This window comes from Pseudomonas bananamidigenes, from assembly GCF_001679645.1.
In the GTDB taxonomy this organism is placed as follows: Bacteria; Pseudomonadota; Gammaproteobacteria; order Pseudomonadales; family Pseudomonadaceae; genus Aquipseudomonas; species Aquipseudomonas bananamidigenes.
In genome coordinates, this window is sequence record NZ_LRUN01000105.1 from 1 (window position 1) to 17,343 (window position 17,343).

Below are 17,343 nucleotides of genomic sequence, written 5' to 3' on the forward strand. Positions count from 1 at the left end.
TCGCCGTAAGGGCGAAACCATAAGAAGCCGTTACCGCAGCAACGGATATTCACTCAATCCCAAACCCACCCCCCAAAAAACCAAAAAACCCGCTGAAATCACTCTCAGCGGGTTTTCTGTTCAAACGGCAAGGAAGATCAAAAATCCTCCAACCGCCAAACCTCATAAGCCGGCGTCTCGTAAGGATGGCTGGACTTCAAAGCCGCCACCACCCCACGAATCAACTCATCGCCCACGACAAGCTCGACCTTCCACTCCTCGACCCGCTCGACCTGCCCAGCCTCACCAATGAACGGCTGACTGCCGTCCAGAGGTCGAAACTGGCCCAGACCAAGCACCTGCCACGCACAGCGGTCATAGTCACCGATTCGCCCGCCACCGGCAGCGAATACGGCTTCCTTGACCACTTCGACATGACTGTCGGGAACAAAAAACGCGAGCTTGTACACGGTGCTTAGTTCACCCACACACGCGCGTTACGGAACATGCGCATCCACGGAGCGTCTTCGGTCCAGTCTTCCGAGCGCCACGAGTTCTGCACGGCACGGAACACACGCTCCGGGTGCGGCATCATGATCGTCACGCGACCGTCGCGGCTGGTGAGGCCGGTAATCCCGCGCGGCGAGCCGTTCGGGTTGGCCGGGTAGGCTTCGGTGACCTTGCCGTGGTTGTCGACGAACCGCATCGCCACGCAACCGGAAAGATCGGTTTCCAGCAACGCCTCTTCGCTTTCGAATTCGGCATGGCCTTCACCGTGAGCGATGGCGATCGGCATGCGCGAACCGGCCATGCCCTGCAGGAAGATCGAGTTCGACTCCTGGATCTGCACCATCGCCACGCGCGCTTCGAACTGCTCGGAGCGGTTGCGCACGAAGTGCGGCCAGAACTCGCTGCCCGGGATCAGCTCGTGCAGGTTGGACATCATCTGGCAACCGTTGCACACGCCGAGGGTGAAGCTGTCATTGCGCTCGAAGAAGCCCTGGAACGCATCGCGGGCACGGCTGTTGAACAGTGCGGACTTGGCCCAGCCTTCACCGGCGCCGAGTACGTCGCCGTAGGAGAAACCACCGCAGGCCACCAGACCCTTGAACTCGTTCAGGTCGACACGGCCGGCCAGAATGTCGCTCATGTGCACGTCGATCGCGCTGAAACCGGCGCGGTCGAACGCGGCGGCCATTTCCACCTGACCATTGACGCCCTGCTCACGCAGCACGGCAACCTGAGGGCGGATGCCTTTCTTGATGTAAGGCGCAGCGATGTCCTGGTTGACGTCGTAGCTCAGCTTGACGCCCAGGCCCGGGTTGTCTTCTTCCAGCAGTGCATCGAACTCCTGCCGGGCGCAGTCGGCGTTGTCGCGCAGACGCTGGATCTGGTAGCTGGTCTCGGCCCACTGACGCTGCAACAGACGACGCTGACCGTCGAACACGGTTTCACCATTGAAGGTGATGATGATCTGGCCGTTGTTGATCGGCTGACCGATCACCGAAACGCAGTCGCCCAGACCGGCAGCGCTGAACTGCGCGAGGATGTCCGGAGTCGCGTCCTGACGGACCTGGATCACCGCACCCAGCTCTTCGTTGAACAGGATGGCGGCGATTTCTGCCGAGTTATGCGCAACGCTGTCCAGGTTCAGGTTCAGACCGCAGTGGCCGGCGAAGGCCATCTCCATCACGGAGGTCAGCAGACCACCGTCGGAACGGTCGTGGTACGCCAGCAGGTGACCGTCGGCGTTGAGGCCCTGGATCACGGCGAAGAAGGCTTTCAGGTCTTCGGCGTCATCGACGTCAGGAGCCTGCTGGCCGAGCTTGCCGTGAACCTGAGCGAGGATCGAGGCGCCCATGCGATTCTGGCCGCGACCGAGGTCGATCAGGATCAGGTCGGTGGTGCCCTTGTCCATGCGCAGTTCCGGCGTCAGGGTCTGACGGATGTCAGCCACTGGCGCGAAACCGGTCACGATCAGGGACATCGGCGAGGTGACGGTCTTGTCTTCGCCGTTGTCGTTCCAGCGGGTGGCCATGGACATGGAGTCCTTGCCCACCGGAATGGTCAGACCCAGCTCGGGGCACAGTTCCATGCCGACCGCTTTCACGGTGTCATACAGACGCGCGTCTTCGCCCGGGTGGCCGGCTGCGGACATCCAGTTCGCCGACAGTTTGATGTCGGAGAGCTTGTTGATGCGCGAAGCGGCAATGTTGGTCAGGGTTTCGCCGATGGCCATGCGGCCCGACGCCGGGGCGTCCAGCAGTGCCAGCGGGGTGCGTTCGCCCATCGCCATCGCTTCGCCGGTGTACACGTCGAAACTGGTGGCGGTAACAGCCACGTCAGCCACCGGAACCTGCCATGGGCCGACCATCTGGTCACGAGCCACGAGGCCGGTGATGGTGCGGTCGCCGATGGTGATCAGGAAGCTCTTGCTCGCCACGGCCGGGTGATGCAGGACGCGCTCGATGCTGTCGGCGATGTCCAGGGTCGAAGGATCGAAATCATCGCCCAGCTCGGCTTCGCGGACCACCGAACGGTGCATGCGCGGCGGTTTGCCCAGCAGCACTTCCAGCGGCATGTCCACCGGGCTGTTGCCAAAGTGGCTGTCGGTCACGGTCAGTTGCGGCTCGGCGGTGGCTTCACCGACGACGGCGAACGGGCAGCGCTCGCGTTCGCAGATGGCCTTGAAGCGCTCGAAGTCGGCCGGAGCGACCGCCAGCACGTAACGCTCCTGGGATTCGTTGGACCAGATTTCGTGCGGGGCCATGCCCGGCTCGTCGTTTGGAATGTTGCGCAGTTCGAAACGGCCACCGCGGTCGCCGTCGTTGACCAGTTCCGGGAAAGCGTTGGACAGACCGCCCGCACCCACGTCGTGGATGAAGCTGATCGGGTTCTTGTCACCCAGTTGCCAGCAACGGTCGATGACTTCCTGGCAGCGACGTTCCATTTCAGGGTTTTCACGCTGAACCGAAGCGAAGTCCAGATCCGCCGAACTGGCACCGGTGGCCATGGAAGAGGCCGCACCGCCGCCCAGGCCGATCAGCATCGCCGGGCCGCCGAGCACGATCAGCCTGGAGCCGACCACGATCTCGCCTTTCTGCACGTGCTGCTCACGGATGTTGCCCATGCCGCCAGCCAGCATGATCGGCTTGTGGTAGCCGCGGACTTCGTCACCGTGCGGCGTAGTGATCGACTGTTCGAAGGTTCGGAAGTAGCCGGTCAGGGCCGGACGGCCGAATTCGTTGTTGAACGCAGCGCCGCCCAGCGGACCCTCGATCATGATGTCCAGCGCGTTGACAATGCGCTCAGGCTTGCCGTACGGCACTTCCCATGGCTGTTCGAAACCCGGGATCTGCAGGTTCGACACGGTGAAACCGGTGAGGCCGGCCTTCGGCTTGGCGCCACGGCCGGTTGCACCTTCGTCGCGGATCTCGCCGCCGGAACCGGTGGACGCACCCGGGAACGGCGCGATCGCCGTCGGGTGGTTGTGGGTTTCGACTTTCATCAGGATGTGCACCGGCTCCTGCACCGCACCGTACTGGCGGGTCTCCGGATCCGGGAAGAAGCGGCCGGCGACGTTGCCGACGATCACCGAGGCATTGTCCTTGTATGCCGACAGCACGCCTTCGCTGTGCATCTGATAGGTGTTCTTGATCATGCCGAACAGGCTTTTTTCCTGGCTCTCGCCGTCGATATCCCAACTGGCGTTGAAAATCTTGTGGCGGCAGTGCTCGGAGTTGGCCTGGGCGAACATCATCAGTTCGATGTCGTGCGGGTTGCGCTTGAGACCGTTGAAGGCGTTGACCAGGTAATCGATCTCGTCTTCGGCCAGGGCCAGGCCCAGTTCGACGTTGGCCTTCTCCAGCGCGGCGCGACCACCGCCAAGGATGTCGATGGCGGTCAGCGGCTTCGGTTCGGCATGGCTGAACAGACCGGCAGCCTGTTCGAGGTTGCCCAGAACGATCTGGGTCATGCGGTCATGCAGGACGTCGGCGATCTGCTGTGCTTCGGTTTCGCTGAACTGGCCGGCCACATAGAACGCGATGCCGCGTTCCAGGCGCTGGATCTTGCTCAGGCCGCAGTTGCGGGCGATGTCGCTGGCCTTGCTGGACCATGGCGAGATGGTGCCGAAACGCGGCAGCACCAGAAACAGACGACCGGTCGGCTCTTGAACCGGAACGCTTGGGCCGTACTTCAGAAGGCGCGCAAGCACCTGCTGTTCGTCGCCGGTCAGGACGCCGGTGACTTCGGCGAAGTGAGCGAATTCAGCATACAGGCCACTGACAGCTGGAACCTTCTGGCTCAGTTGCTCAAGGAGTTTGCTGTGGCGAAAGGCAGAAAGGGCAGGAGCGCCGCGCAGGATCAACATCTTCGGGACAGCCTCGGGAAGGGGTGTGCTTTGAGGCCGTGCATTCTAGCCTAAACCGCCCTCAACATCACCCGAAACGCTACGCACGGTTGCACTCGGACTGCAATCTGTGTTTCTGCCTCTGGAGTCAGAATTCGAGCCTGCAGGACAGCTGGTTATTTTTTCTGTCACAAAATGCTGTCCGGCCCCGTTCCTGCGGGGTTGCGGGCGCTTTTTCAGTCGCTAGCAGACTCCCCCTCCACTGTCGAGATATGGCGCCCGTTGCGCTTTGCGTATACTGCGCACATGTTTTTCCCAACGGCTTTGCGTCCGCGGTACGCCAAATGGCTGATCGCTACCGGACTCTTCCTGATGCTCAGTGGCTGTGTTGATAAACCCAACACCCTCGAGCGCGTAAAGGAGGATGGTGTGCTGCGGGTGATCACCCGTAACAGCCCCGCCACCTACTTTCAGGATCGCAGCGGCGAGACCGGCTTCGAATACGAGCTGGTGAAACGTTTCGCCGACGATTTGGGGGTGGAGCTGAAGATCGAGACCGCTGACAACCTCGACGACCTGTTCGACCAGATCGGCAAGCCCAACGGCCCGGTGCTGGCTGCCGCCGGCCTGGTCAGCAGCGATCAGCGCAAGAAACAGGTGCGTTTTTCCCACTCCTACCTCGAAGTCACGCCGCAGATCATCTATCGCAACGGCCAGTCCCGGCCGACCGACGCCAGTGAGCTGGTCGGCAAGAAGATCATGGTGCTCAAGGGCAGCACCCACGCCGAACAGCTTGCCGAGCTGAAACGCCAATATCCCGGGATCGAATACGAAGAGTCCGACGCCGTCGAAGTGGTCGACCTGCTGCGCATGGTCGATGAAGGCCAGATCGACCTGACCCTGGTCGACTCCAACGAAGTGGCGATGAATCAGGTGTATTTCACCAACATCCGTGTCGCCTTCGACCTCGGTGACGCCCGCAGCCAGAGCTGGGCGGTGGCCGCCGGCGAAGACAACAGCCTGCTCAACGAAATCAACAACTATCTGGACAAGGTGCAGAAAAACGGCACCCTGCAACGCCTGAAGGATCGCTATTACGGCCACGTCGACGTCCTCGGCTACATGGGCGCCACGACTTTCGCCCAGCATTTGCAGCAGCGGTTGCCCAAGTACGAACAACACTTCAAGACCTACGCCAAGAAAGAGAAAGTCGACTGGCGCCTGCTCGCGGCCATCGGTTATCAGGAATCGCTGTGGCAACCGGCGGTCACGTCGAAGACCGGCGTGCGTGGCCTGATGATGCTGACCCAGAGCACCGCGCAAGCCATGGGCGTCTCCAACCGCCTGGACCCGAAGCAGAGCATCATGGGCGGAGCCAAATACCTGGCCTACATGAAGGATCAACTGGACGACTCGATCCAGGAGCCGGATCGTACGTGGTTTGCGCTGGCTGCCTACAACGTCGGCAGCGGCCACCTGGATGACGCGCGCAAACTGGCGTCACGGGAAGGCCTGAACCCGGACAAATGGCTGGATGTGAAGAAAATGCTGCCGCGCCTGTCGCAGAAGCAGTGGTACAGCAAGACCCGCTATGGCTACGCCCGTGGCGGCGAGCCGGTGCATTTCGTGGCGAACATCCGTCGCTACTACGACATCCTGACCTGGGTGACCCAGCCGCAACTCGAGGGCGATCAGGTCGCCGAAGGCAATCTGCATGTGCCGGGGATCGACAAGTCCAAACCGGCGCAGGAAAACCCGCCGCTCTGATAAACACTGCGGGAGCCGGCTCCCACAGTGTCTTTGTTGATGCTCAGGCCTTTGCCGCCGCCAGAATCAACGCCTTCATCTCCGATACCGCCGACTTGAAACCGACGAACAACGCGTGTGCCACCAGCGCGTGACCGATGTTCAGTTCGTTGATGCCGTTGATCGCCGCCACGGCTTCAACGTTGTGATAATGCAGACCATGACCGGCATTGACGATCAACCCCTGCGCCAGACCGAATGCCACGCCGTCCGCCACACGCTTCAATTCTTCGGCCACTTCGGTGGGCGTTTCGGCATCGGCATAACGCCCGGTGTGCAGCTCGATGGCCGGTGCTCCCACTCGCTTCGAGGCAGCGATCTGCCGCTCGTCAGCGTCGATGAACAGCGACACTTCGCTGCCGATCTTCGACAGACGTTCGACCGCAGCCTTGATCCGCTCTTCCTGACCCGCCACGTCCAGACCGCCCTCGGTGGTCAACTCCTGACGGGTTTCCGGTACCAGGCAGATGTGCGCCGGACGAATGCGCTCGGCGAACGCCATCATTTCTTCGGTGACGCCCATTTCGAAGTTCATGCGGGTTTGCAGCACATCCTTGAGCAGCAGGACGTCGCGCTCCTGGATATGGCGACGATCCTCGCGCAGGTGCACGGTGATCCCGTCGGCGCCCGCCTCTTCCGCGTCCAGCGCAGCCTTGACCGGATCCGGATAGCGCGTGCCCCGAGCCTGACGCAGGGTGGCGACGTGGTCGATGTTCACGCCAAGAAGAATGCGGTTGCTGGTGGTCACGGATACGCTCCTGAAGGGAAAGATTCGGCGCACAGCATACACGGTGAAGGGGCTATTGACGTCTGGGCGCAGTGAGCGCCCGTCGTGCCGTGCCCAGACGTCAACAGACCCTCAGGGTTTGCGAAACAGCTCGCGGCTCACGAGAGGACGACCGCCCAGGTGAACAGCCAGTGCCTGACGCATCAAGCGTTTGGCAGCGGATAACGCGCCGGGAGCAGTCCAGTCCGCTTCGGCCATGGCCAGCAGTTCGACGCCATTGAACAGACCGGGCTGCAGCAGATAGACCCGTTCAAGCCCGGCGTCCACCTGCAAGCGATAGAGACCATCCGGGGCGATGGGCTCGTCATTGATGTCGGTGCTCAGGGAAAAGCCGTAGCCCAGTTCGTCGAGCAGACGCCATTCGAAGGAGCGCAGCAACGGCTCCAGTGGCCGGCCTTCGGCAAGGGCCAGCAGCGTGGCGGCGTAATGATCGAACACTGCCGGGTGCGGGTCTTCGGCCGGCAGAAGGCGAATCAGCAACTCGTTGAGATAGAGCCCGCTGAACAGCGCCTCGCCAATCATCCACGTCGCGCTGCCGGTGCTTTCCATGCGCCCGACATTTTTCAGCTCGCCCTTGCCACGGAACTCCACTTCCAGCGGCACGAACGGCCGCGCCAGCGTCCCGGCCTTGCCCCGTGCACCGCGCAATACCGCCCGCAGCCGACCTTGCGGCGTGAGGAAGTCCACCAACGCGCTGGTTTCGCGGTAGGCGCGCGAATGCAGGACGTAGGCGGGTTGGGTGGGAGGCGGGGTTGAGGACATGGTGTCTCGCTGGAGGAATGCAGGCTTGAGATCAACATAAACCAAATGTGGGAGCGGGCTTGCCCGCGATGGCGGATTCACATTCAACATTTCTGCCGAACATTACATCCTCATCGCGGGCAAGCCCGCTCCCACAGGGTTCTCTTTTTGGCTGGAACCGGATTTCTTACAGATCGCCGTAACCCAGCGAACGCAACGCACGCTCGTCGTCGGACCAGCCACCCTTCACCTTGACCCACAGGTTCAGCATGATTTTGGAGTCGAACAGCAACTCCATGTCCTTGCGTGCCTCGGTGCCGATGCGCTTGATGCGCTCGCCCTTGTCACCAATGATGATTTTCTTCTGACCGTCACGCTCGACGAGGATCAGCGCATGGATGTGAAGTGTCGCACCCTGCTGCTTGAACTCTTCGATTTCCACGGTGATCTGGTAAGGCAACTCGGCACCGAGCTGGCGCATGATCTTCTCGCGCACCAGCTCGGCGGCGAGGAAACGGCTGCTGCGGTCGGTGATCTGGTCTTCCGGGAAAAAGTGATCGTTCTCCGGCAGGTGCTCGGCGATGACCTTTTCCAATGCATCGAGGTTGTGACCCTGCTGCGCCGAAATCGGAATGATCTGCGCATTCGGCAGCTGTTCCTGCAACCAGGACAGGTGCGGCATCAGCTCGGCCTTGTCCTCGATGCGATCGGTCTTGTTCAGCGCGACGATCAGCGGGCCGGTCACGTACTGCACGCGCTCCAGGACCATCTGGTCCTCTTCGGTCCATTTGGTGCGATCGACCACGAAGATCACCACGTCGACGTCCTTCAACGCCGCCGAGGCGGTCTTGTTCATATAACGGTTCAGGGCTTTCTCGCCGCCCTTGTGCATGCCGGGCGTATCGACGTAGATCGCTTGCACGTCGCCTTCGGTCTTGATTCCGAGCATGTTGTGGCGAGTGGTCTGCGGCTTGCGCGAGGTGATCGCCAGCTTCTGGCCGAGAATGTGGTTCAGCAGCGTGGACTTGCCCACGTTCGGGCGGCCGACGATGGCAACATAGCCACAGCGCGTTGCGTTTGTATCAGTCATTGCCATTCTCCACGCCCAGGGCAATCAGTGCTGCGGCGGCCGCTACCTGTTCGGCAATGCGACGGCTCACACCCTGACCCCGGCTTTTTACATTCAACAGGACAACTTCGCACTCGACGAAGAAGGTACGACAGTGGGGCTCACCCTGGATATCCACCACTTCATAGCGTGGCAGTTCACAACCACGCGACTGCAGGAATTCCTGCAGACGGGTTTTCGGATCCTTGTTGGTATCGACCAGCGTCAGGCCTTCGAACTCCCCGGCGAGCCAGGCCAGGACGCGCTCACGGGCGACTTCCATGCCGGCATCGAGGTAGATGGCGCCAATCAACGCTTCGAGGGCATCAGCCAGAATCGACTCACGACGGAAACCGCCGCTTTTCAGTTCACCGGAGCCCAGGCGCAGGTATTCGCCCAGATCGAACCCGCGGGCCAGTACGGCCAGGGTCTCGCCTTTCACCAGACGTGCGCGCAAGCGCGAGAGCTGGCCTTCACGGGCGAGCGGAAAACGCTCGAACAGCGCCTCGCCGGCAACGAAATTGAGGATTGCATCGCCGAGGAATTCCAGACGCTCGTTGTTGCGTCCGGCAAAGCTGCGGTGCGTGAGGGCCAGAACCATCAGTTCCTGGTCCTTGAAGGTGTAACCGAGCTGACGCTCGAGACGGCTGAGAGAAACGCTCACGGTTTGACCACGCTGAGTTCGTGGCTGGATTCCACCGCCATCGCCGGGATAGGGCGCAGGCCTGGGACAATTAACGCTGTGTTCAAAAATGATGTCCTGAATATCGTGGCTTCATGCCCCGGTGCCGGTTGTGCCGACGCCAGAAATGCATTCGGCGCTGTGGTCAACAGCGCCGTGATTGTTTACTTGATCAGGCCGACCCGCGAGAAGTTCGGCAGGTGGCTGAGTTTCGGTTCCGGCCAGCTCATCCAGACCGCGAAGGCCTTGCCGACGATGTTCTGGTCGGGAACCATGCCCAGCAGGTCCTTTGGAATGTTGGGGTCATCCCAGTAGCGACTGTCGTTGGAGTTGTCGCGGTTGTCGCCCATCATGAAGTAATGCCCGGCCGGTACGGTCCAGGTGTGGTCCGGCGTGGCGCGGTAACGGCTCATTTCCTTGCGGATCAGGTGCTCGGCGGCGCCGAGTTTTTCCTTGTAGAGTTCCGCACTGCCCAGGGTGCCCGGCTCGGAACCGACCAGTTGCTCGGCAATCGATTCACCGTTGACGAACAGGCGCTTGTCGGCGGTGTAACGCACCGTGTCGCCCGGCAGGCCGACCACACGCTTGATGTAGTTGACGTTCGGGTCGCTCGGGTAGCGGAACACCATCACATCGCCGCGTTGCGGATCACCGACTTCGATGACTTTCTTGTCGATCACCGGCAGGCGGATCCCGTAGGAAAACTTGTTCACCAGAATGAAGTCGCCGACGTCCAGGGTCGGTTTCATCGAACCGGACGGAATCTGGAACGGTTCCACCAGAAACGAACGCAGCACCAGCACGATGAACAGCACCGGAAAGAACGACTTGCCGTATTCGACCAGCAGCGGTTCCTTGTTCAGTTTCTCGACCACCAGCACATCAGGCTGGCTGACGCTGCCCTGATAGGACGCAATGGCAGCGCGCCGACGCGGTGCCAGGATCAACAGATCGAGCAACGCCAACAGGCCGCAGACGAACACGGCGATAACCAGCAACAGCGGGAAATTTAGCGACATAGGACCTGACTATTCCAACCTGAGCACGGCAAGGAAGGCTTCTTGTGGAATCTCCACGTTGCCGACCTGTTTCATGCGTTTCTTACCGGCCTTTTGCTTCTCGAGCAGTTTCTTCTTGCGACTGACGTCACCGCCGTAGCATTTGGCCAATACGTTCTTTCTGAGCGCCTTGACGGTTGTCCGGGCAACGATCTGACCGCCAATGGCAGCCTGGATCGCCACGTCGAACATCTGACGAGGAATCAGTTCTTTCATCTTCTCGGTCAACTGGCGACCTTTGAAGTGCGAATTGTCACGGTGCACGATCAACGCCAGAGCATCGACCCTGTCGCCGTTGATCAGCACGTCCAGTTTCACCAGATTAGCCGATTGGTAACGATCGAAATGGTAATCCAGCGAAGCATAGCCGCGGCTGGTGGATTTCAGACGGTCGAAGAAGTCCAGGACCACTTCGTTCATCGGCAGATCGTAAGTCACCTGGACCTGGTTACCGAGGAACAGCATGTCGACCTGCACGCCACGTTTTTCGATGCACAGGGTGATGACGTTGCCCAGGTGTTCCTGTGGAACCAGGATATTGGCCCGCACGATCGGTTCGCGCATGTCTTCGATCGACGAGACGTCCGGCAGCTTCGACGGGTTGTCGACATAAATCGTTTCACCGGTTTTCAGCACCAGCTCGAAGATTACCGTCGGTGCCGTGGTGATCAGGTCCAGGTCGTATTCGCGCTCCAGGCGCTCCTGGATGATTTCCATGTGCAGCATGCCGAGGAAGCCGCAACGGAAGCCGAAGCCCAGCGCGTCGGAGCTTTCCGGGGTGTACTGCAGCGACGAGTCGTTCAGGGTCAGTTTCTGCAACGCTTCGCGGAAATCCTCGAAGTCATCGGAGCTGACCGGGAACAGACCGGCGTAAACCTGCGGCTGGATGCGCTTGAAGCCCGGCAGCACTTCAACGTCCGGGGTGGAGCTGAGGGTCAGGGTGTCACCGACCGGCGCACCGTGAATGTCCTTGATGCTGGCGATGATGAAGCCTACTTCGCCGGCCTTGAGATCCGCAGTGGCAGTGTGTTTCGGGGTGAATACGCCGACGCTGTCGACCAGATGCACCTTGCCGGTGGACTTCACCAGGATCTTGTCGCCCTTTTTCACGCGGCCATGACGCACGCGCACCAGGGAAACGACGCCCAGGTAGTTGTCGAACCAGGAATCGATGATCAACGCCTGCAGCGGATCTTCGATATTGCCGGTCGGCGCGGGAATGGTCGTTACCAGACGCTCGAGCACTTCGTCGACACCCAGGCCGGTCTTGGCGCTGCAGGTGACGGCGTCGCTGGCGTCGATGCCGATGATCTTCTCGATCTCGTCCTTGACGCGGTCAGGCTCGGCCTGCGGCAGGTCGATCTTGTTCAGGACCGGCATGACCTCGAGGCCCTGTTCGATGGCGGTGTAGCAGTTGGCTACGGACTGGGCTTCGACACCCTGCCCTGCGTCGACCACCAGCAAGGCACCTTCGCACGCGGCCAGGGAGCGGCTGACTTCGTAGGTGAAGTCGACGTGGCCCGGGGTGTCAATGAAGTTCAGCTGATAGGTGACGCCGTCTTTGGCCTTGTAATGGAGGGTAACGCTGTGGGCCTTGATGGTGATCCCGCGTTCACGCTCCAGCTCCATGGAGTCGAGGACCTGGGCTTCCATCTCGCGATCGGCCAGGCCGCCGCACATCTGGATGAATCGGTCAGCCAGCGTCGACTTGCCATGGTCAATGTGGGCGATGATGGAGAAATTGCGGATATGACTCAAATCACTCACGGATCAACACTCAAAAAGGCTGCAGGCTTGGCCCGCCGAAAAATAGCCGGGAATTGTACCTGATACACGGCGCAAGCGTCACGTTCGCCTGTCACCCGGTTTGCATGCAAAAACGCCCCGATCTGGTGACCGGGGCGTTTTCAGGACTGGAACCTGGGTGAAACCTTGTTCATCAACCGGCGCGACGCAGCAACCAGACACCCGCCAGTGCGCAGACCCCGGCCGGCACCAGCACCGCGAACAGCGGCGAGAAACCGAACACCAGACTGGATGGACCGAGCAGATCCTGCACGATACGGAAGGTGAACCCCACCAGTACACCGGTAAACACCCGCTGACCGAGGGTCACCGAACGCAGCGGACCAAAAATGAACGAGATCGCCATCAGTACCAACGCAGCGGTGACCAGCGGCTGCAGCACCTTGACCCAAAAGGCCAGCCAGTAACGGCCATTGCTCAGCCCCTGATCCGCCAGGTAATGGATATAACCCCACAGCCCGCTGATCGACAGCGCTTCGGGTGCCATGACCACGGTATTCAACAATTCCGGACTGATGGAAACATCCCAGTCCTCGGTCGGCTTGTTGACGACTTCGGTGCTGCGCTCGTGGAACAGCGTGGTGGTGATATCGGTGAGCTGCCAGCGCTTGCCATCGAACTCGGCGCGCTTGGCGAAGCTCGAGCTCAGCAGATGACGCTCCTTGTCGAAGTGATAGCGGGTCACGCCATACAGCAGGCCATCGGGCTGAACGGCGTTGATATGGATGAACTCGTCGCCCTGACGGTGCCACATGCCGTGCTTGGCGCTCTGTGCGTCGCCGCTGCCCTGAGCCAGCGAACGATTGGCCTGCGCCATGCTCTCGGTGGCCGGGGCAACGTATTCGCCGATCAGCACGCCGGCCAGCATCAGCACCAGCATCGGCTTCATCACCGCCCAGACGATGCGCCCGATGGATACACCGGCAGCACGCATGACGGTCAGCTCACTGCTGCTGGCCAGACTGCCCAGACCGATCAGGCAGCCGATCAGCGCCGCCATCGGCAACATGTCGTAGAGCCGGCGCGGCGCAGTCAGCACCACGAAGCTCAGCACATCGACCAGCGTATAGGTTTCGCTGACATCGCCCATTTCGTCAATGAAGGCAAACAGGGTAGCCAGGCCAAGAATGATCGCCAGCACCGCGATGATCGCGATGAACACGCTGCTGCCGATGTAGCGGTCGAGTTTAACCACGGGCCACCTCCAGCGCGGCGCTGCGACGGCTGGCCATTTTCAGACGCAGCGGTTCCCAGTACAGCAGGCCGATACCGATGGCCAGGAAGATCGCATGCACCCACCACAGACCCAGACTCGCCGGGATCTTGCCTTTTTCGAGGGCGCCGCGGGCGGCAATCAGGATGGTCAGATAAGCCATATAAAGAAGAATCGCCGGCAGCAGCTTGAGGAAGCGTCCCTGACGCGGATTGACCCGCGACAACGGCACCGCCATCAGGGTCACGATGAACACCAGCAGCGGCAGCGACAGGCGCCATTGCAGTTCGGTTTTTGCACGGATGTCGTCGCTGGCCAGCAGCGTCGAGGTCGGCATGGCGTCACGGTCGGTGACTTCCTCGCTGACATCCGGCTTGGGCAGCAACACACCATAGGTTTCGTAGTGGATGGCACGGTAATTGGCCAGTCCCGGGCTGCCGTCATAACGGTAGCCATTGTGCAGGATCAGGTAACGGTTGCCGTCGGGACGGATTTCCTGCCGGCCCTTCTCGGCCACCAGCACGGAAATCCCGCGATCGGCCTGGTTGGCACCGAGGTTTTTCTGCGAGATGAACACGCTGCCCAGATTGACCCGGTCGTCGCTCAGGGTTTCGGTGTAGGTCACCCGGGTGCCGTCGCGCAAGGCCTGGAAACGGCCCGGCTCGAGGGTGTCGAACTCGGTCAGGGCGTCCTGTTTGTTGAGCAGCAGCTGAAACTGGTTGGCGCCTTGCGGGGCCAGGCTCAGGCTCAGCCAGGCCACGACCAGTGCCACCAGCGTGGCCGGGAACAGCGTCATGCGGAACAGGCGCTGCTGGCTCATGCCGGTGGCCGACAGCACGGTCATTTCGCTTTCCAGGTACAACCGGCCGTACGCCAGAAGGATCCCGAGGAACAGGCCCAGCGGCAGGATCAACTGCATGAAGCCCGGCAGGCGATAGCCCATGATCAGGAACAGCGATCCCGGATCGAGCTGGCCCGCTGCGGCCTGGGCAAGGTATTTGATGAAACGACCGCTCATGATGATGACCAGCAGTACGGCGCTTACCGCACTCAGGGTCAACAGGACTTCGCGGGACAGATAACGGAAGACGATCAAACCAGACACTCCAGGGTTGTCAGGCTAAGGCGGCCAAACAAGCAAACGTCCCGATGGCCCCGCAAGGCAGAGCCATCGAAAAAAGATGCGGCATTATCCTGTGATTGAGGGCGCCTGTCACTGCGCACACTCACGCATGGGTGCAATCCGTTGAAGATCGTACAACCGAGGGTTGTCAGGCGCAGGGAGCGAGGTTCAAACTGCGGCCCTTGTCGCAGGCGCTGGCCTGCGCCTTTTCTTTCTATAAGCAGGCGACTGCGAACATCGTCGAACGCCTGCGTGTTGACCATTCATTCAGGGATCCGGACATGGAACTGGTTGTAAAAAGCGTTAGCCCAGAAACGTTGAAAACCGCCACCCTGGTGGTTGCCGTCGGCGAAGGCCGCAAACTCGGCGTCGCGGCCAGACAGGTCGACGAACTGAGCGGCGGCGCCGTCAGCGCTGTCCTCAAGCGTGGCGATCTGGCCGGCAAGGTCGGTCAGAGCCTGTTGCTGCACAGCCTGCCGAACCTGAAAGCCGAGCGTGTGCTGCTGGTTGGCGTGGGCAAGGATGAAGAACTGGGCGACCGCCCGTTCCGCAAGATCGTGGCCGGCATCCTCAACACCCTCAAGGGCCTGGGTGGCAGCGATGCCGTGCTGGCGCTGGATGAAGTCCTCGTCAAGGGCCGCGACAGCTACGGCAAGACCCGCCTGCTGGCCGAGACCCTGATCGATGGCGGATACACCTTCGACCAGTTCAAGAGCCAGAAAGCCGAACCCCGCACCCTGAAGAAAATCACTCTGCTGACCATCAAGGCTGCTCAGGCCGAAGTGCAACGCGCCGTGAACCACGCCACCGCGATCGCCAACGGCATGGCCTTCACCCGCAACCTGGGCAACCTGCCGCCGAACATCTGCCACCCGACCTTCCTCGGCGAACAGGCCAGGAACCTCGGTAAAGAGTTCAAGGATCTGAAAGTCGAAGTCCTCGACGAGAAGAAGATCAAATCCCTGGGCATGGGTTCGTTCTACGCCGTCGGCCAGGGCAGCGCCCAGCCACCACGCCTGATCGTCATGCAATACAACGGCGGCAAGAAATCCGAGAAGCCGTACGCGCTGGTCGGCAAGGGCATCACCTTCGACACCGGCGGCATCAGCCTGAAACCGGGCGCCGGCATGGACGAGATGAAGTACGACATGGGCGGCGCCGCCAGCGTGTTCGGTACCCTGCGTGCGGTGCTGGAACTTAAGCTGCCGATCAATCTTGTGTGCATCCTCGCCTGTGCCGAAAACATGCCGAGCGGTACGGCTTCGCGTCCGGGCGACATCGTCACCACCATGAGCGGCCAGACCGTCGAGATCCTCAACACCGACGCCGAGGGCCGTCTGGTGCTGTGCGATGCCCTGACCTACTCCGAGCGTTTCAAGCCGCAGGCCGTGATCGACATCGCCACCCTGACCGGCGCCTGCGTGGTTGCTCTGGGTGCTCACACCTCGGGCCTGCTGGGCAACAACGACGAGCTGATCGAACAACTGCTGAGCGCAGGCAAGGCCGCCGACGACCGCGCCTGGCAACTGCCGCTGTTCGATGAATACCAGGAGCAACTGGACAGCCCGTTCGCCGACATCGCCAACATTGGCGGGCCGAAGGCCGGCACCATCACGGCCGCGTGCTTCCTGTCGCGCTTCACCAAGAACCTGAACTGGGCGCACCTGGACATCGCGGGCACCGCGTGGACCAGCGGCGGCAAGGACAAGGGTGCCACCGGCCGTCCGGTTCCCCTGCTGACCCAGTATCTGCTGGATCGCGCCAAGGCCTGAAACCGATGACTGCAAGCGACGTCTCTTTCCAAGGGCGTCGCTTGCAGCTCAGGAACCGCAATGACCAAAGTCGACTTCTATATCCTGCCCTGCGCTGCCCCCTCGGCACGCCTGGACTTTGCCTGCAAGCTCACCGAGAAAGCCTGGCGCATGGGCCACCGCATCTACCTGCATTGCAGCGATGCCGCCCAGCGCGATGACCTCGATGCACGTTTGTGGGCGTTCAAGAGCGAAACCTTCGTGCCCCACGGGCCGGCCGAGCACGAACCGGAAGGGGCGATCGTGCTTGGACTGGGCGAAGACTGCGGCCAGCACCAGGACTTGCTCGTCAATCTCGACCTGAAGGTCCCCGCCTTCGCCAACAAATTCGCCCGCGTGGCGGAGGTGGTGGTGGAAGATCCGGCGATCCGTTCAGCAGCGCGGGAGAGTTTCCGTTTCTACCGGGAACAGGGCTATCCTCTGCAAGACCACCGTTTACAGCGACTCTGAGTACGCCGATGGACACTCCAAAACCGCTGCAAAAACCCGCCCACCTGCTGGATGACCTCGAATCCATCCGTCAGCTTCTGGGCGATGACAACCTGCAACCGCCGCTTTTGACCGAAACGGTCGATGATGGCGAACAGGAACAGATACCAATGTTGTTCGACTCGATCGACAACACCCCACCCGCCGTCGAGCCACCGCCCGCCCCCGTCGTGAAGCCCGCCACTGCACCGGCCGCACCTGTGGACAAAGGCCCCGACGCGCTGCTGCATCTGGACAGCGAACTGCGCGCCGCCGCGCAATTGATCATGCAAGACGTGATCGACGACTTCGCCCCGCACATCGAAACCGAAATCAAGCGTCGGCTGGATGCGCGGATGGAGCGGCTTCTCGCCCAGTACGAATAATTCCCCGATCTCCTGTGGGAGCTG

14 protein-coding genes are annotated in these 17,343 nt (G+C 61.3%); 4 read left to right on the top strand and 10 right to left on the bottom strand.

The window, feature by feature from the left end:
* Positions 1–137: 137 nt before the first annotated feature.
* Together BBF94_RS26440 and purL are read right to left on the bottom strand one after the other, a co-directional pair.
* Positions 138–449 (bottom strand): Nif3-like dinuclear metal center hexameric protein, encoded by a 312-nt coding sequence (locus tag BBF94_RS26440; RefSeq protein ID WP_065261879.1) that lies wholly within the window; start codon positions 447–449, stop codon positions 138–140.
* 5 nt (positions 450–454) lie between these two features.
* On the bottom strand, positions 455–4,351 hold the full coding sequence (purL, locus tag BBF94_RS26445; RefSeq protein WP_065261868.1) for a phosphoribosylformylglycinamidine synthase: 3,897 nt from the start codon (positions 4,349–4,351) through the stop codon (positions 455–457).
* A gap of 285 nt (positions 4,352–4,636) precedes the next feature.
* Here purL and mltF point away from each other — a divergent pair, with 285 nt between their 5' ends.
* Complete coding sequence (gene mltF / locus BBF94_RS26450; RefSeq protein ID WP_082302468.1) at positions 4,637–6,097, top strand: membrane-bound lytic murein transglycosylase MltF; 1,461 nt, start codon at positions 4,637–4,639, stop codon at positions 6,095–6,097.
* A gap of 43 nt (positions 6,098–6,140) precedes the next feature.
* Here mltF and pdxJ read toward each other — a convergent pair whose 3' ends face one another.
* The 8 genes from pdxJ to lptF form a co-directional block, all read right to left on the bottom strand.
* Positions 6,141–6,884, bottom strand: a complete 744-nt coding sequence (pdxJ, locus tag BBF94_RS26455) for a pyridoxine 5'-phosphate synthase (RefSeq protein ID WP_065261869.1) — start codon at positions 6,882–6,884, stop codon at positions 6,141–6,143.
* Between the two features lie 111 nt (positions 6,885–6,995).
* Positions 6,996–7,685 carry a DNA repair protein RecO gene (gene recO, locus BBF94_RS26460; RefSeq protein ID WP_065261870.1) on the bottom strand — a complete coding sequence of 230 codons (690 nt, stop codon included), beginning with the start codon at positions 7,683–7,685 and terminating at the stop codon, positions 6,996–6,998.
* A gap of 166 nt (positions 7,686–7,851) precedes the next feature.
* Positions 7,852–8,754: a GTPase Era gene (era, locus tag BBF94_RS26465; protein ID WP_065261871.1), complete on the bottom strand. Its 903-nt coding sequence runs from the start codon at positions 8,752–8,754 to the stop codon at positions 7,852–7,854.
* Positions 8,747–9,436: a ribonuclease III gene (rnc, locus tag BBF94_RS26470; protein ID WP_065261872.1), complete on the bottom strand. Its 690-nt coding sequence runs from the start codon at positions 9,434–9,436 to the stop codon at positions 8,747–8,749. The genes era and rnc overlap by 8 nt, the downstream gene beginning before the upstream one ends.
* Positions 9,437–9,618: 182 nt before the next feature.
* A complete protein-coding gene (lepB, locus tag BBF94_RS26475) occupies positions 9,619–10,473 on the bottom strand; it encodes a signal peptidase I (RefSeq protein WP_065261873.1) in 855 nt (284 codons plus the stop codon).
* 9 nt (positions 10,474–10,482) lie between these two features.
* On the bottom strand, positions 10,483–12,279 hold the full coding sequence (lepA, locus tag BBF94_RS26480) for a translation elongation factor 4 (RefSeq protein ID WP_065261874.1): 1,797 nt from the start codon (positions 12,277–12,279) through the stop codon (positions 10,483–10,485).
* A 172-nt stretch (positions 12,280–12,451) separates the two neighbouring features.
* Complete coding sequence (lptG, locus tag BBF94_RS26485; protein WP_065261875.1) at positions 12,452–13,513, bottom strand: LPS export ABC transporter permease LptG; 1,062 nt, start codon at positions 13,511–13,513, stop codon at positions 12,452–12,454.
* Positions 13,506–14,627: an LPS export ABC transporter permease LptF gene (gene lptF / locus BBF94_RS26490; protein ID WP_065261876.1), complete on the bottom strand. Its 1,122-nt coding sequence runs from the start codon at positions 14,625–14,627 to the stop codon at positions 13,506–13,508. The genes lptG and lptF overlap by 8 nt, the downstream gene beginning before the upstream one ends.
* A 308-nt stretch (positions 14,628–14,935) precedes the next feature.
* Here lptF and BBF94_RS26495 point away from each other — a divergent pair, with 308 nt between their 5' ends.
* The 3 genes from BBF94_RS26495 to BBF94_RS26505 are packed head-to-tail and all read left to right on the top strand — an operon-like array spanning position 14,936 to position 17,319.
* Positions 14,936–16,426, top strand: coding sequence for a leucyl aminopeptidase (locus BBF94_RS26495; RefSeq protein WP_065261881.1), 1,491 nt, complete (start codon positions 14,936–14,938; stop codon positions 16,424–16,426).
* Positions 16,427–16,486: 60 nt separating this feature from the next.
* Positions 16,487–16,915, top strand: coding sequence for a DNA polymerase III subunit chi (locus tag BBF94_RS26500; protein ID WP_065261877.1), 429 nt, complete (start codon positions 16,487–16,489; stop codon positions 16,913–16,915).
* An 8-nt stretch (positions 16,916–16,923) separates the two neighbouring features.
* Entirely contained in the window at positions 16,924–17,319 is a 396-nt protein-coding gene (locus tag BBF94_RS26505; RefSeq protein ID WP_065261878.1) for a DNA polymerase III subunit chi, read from the top strand.
* Positions 17,320–17,343: the final 24 nt, after the last annotated feature.

What these genes read in the sequence shown, in the direction of transcription:
- BBF94_RS26505 (WP_065261878.1), top strand. Translation starts at nt 16,924, where the DNA reads ATGGACACTCCAAAACCGCTGCAAAAACCCGCCCACCTGCTGGATGAC.
- purL (WP_065261868.1), bottom strand. Translation starts at nt 4,351, where the DNA reads ATGTTGATCCTGCGCGGCGCTCCTGCCCTTTCTGCCTTTCGCCACAGC.
- era (WP_065261871.1), bottom strand. Translation starts at nt 8,754, where the DNA reads ATGACTGATACAAACGCAACGCGCTGTGGCTATGTTGCCATCGTCGGC.
- mltF (WP_082302468.1), top strand. Translation starts at nt 4,637, where the DNA reads ATGTTTTTCCCAACGGCTTTGCGTCCGCGGTACGCCAAATGGCTGATC.
- BBF94_RS26495 (WP_065261881.1), top strand. Translation starts at nt 14,936, where the DNA reads ATGGAACTGGTTGTAAAAAGCGTTAGCCCAGAAACGTTGAAAACCGCC.
- recO (WP_065261870.1), bottom strand. Translation starts at nt 7,685, where the DNA reads ATGTCCTCAACCCCGCCTCCCACCCAACCCGCCTACGTCCTGCATTCG.
- BBF94_RS26500 (WP_065261877.1), top strand. Translation starts at nt 16,487, where the DNA reads ATGACCAAAGTCGACTTCTATATCCTGCCCTGCGCTGCCCCCTCGGCA.
- lepB (WP_065261873.1), bottom strand. Translation starts at nt 10,473, where the DNA reads ATGTCGCTAAATTTCCCGCTGTTGCTGGTTATCGCCGTGTTCGTCTGC.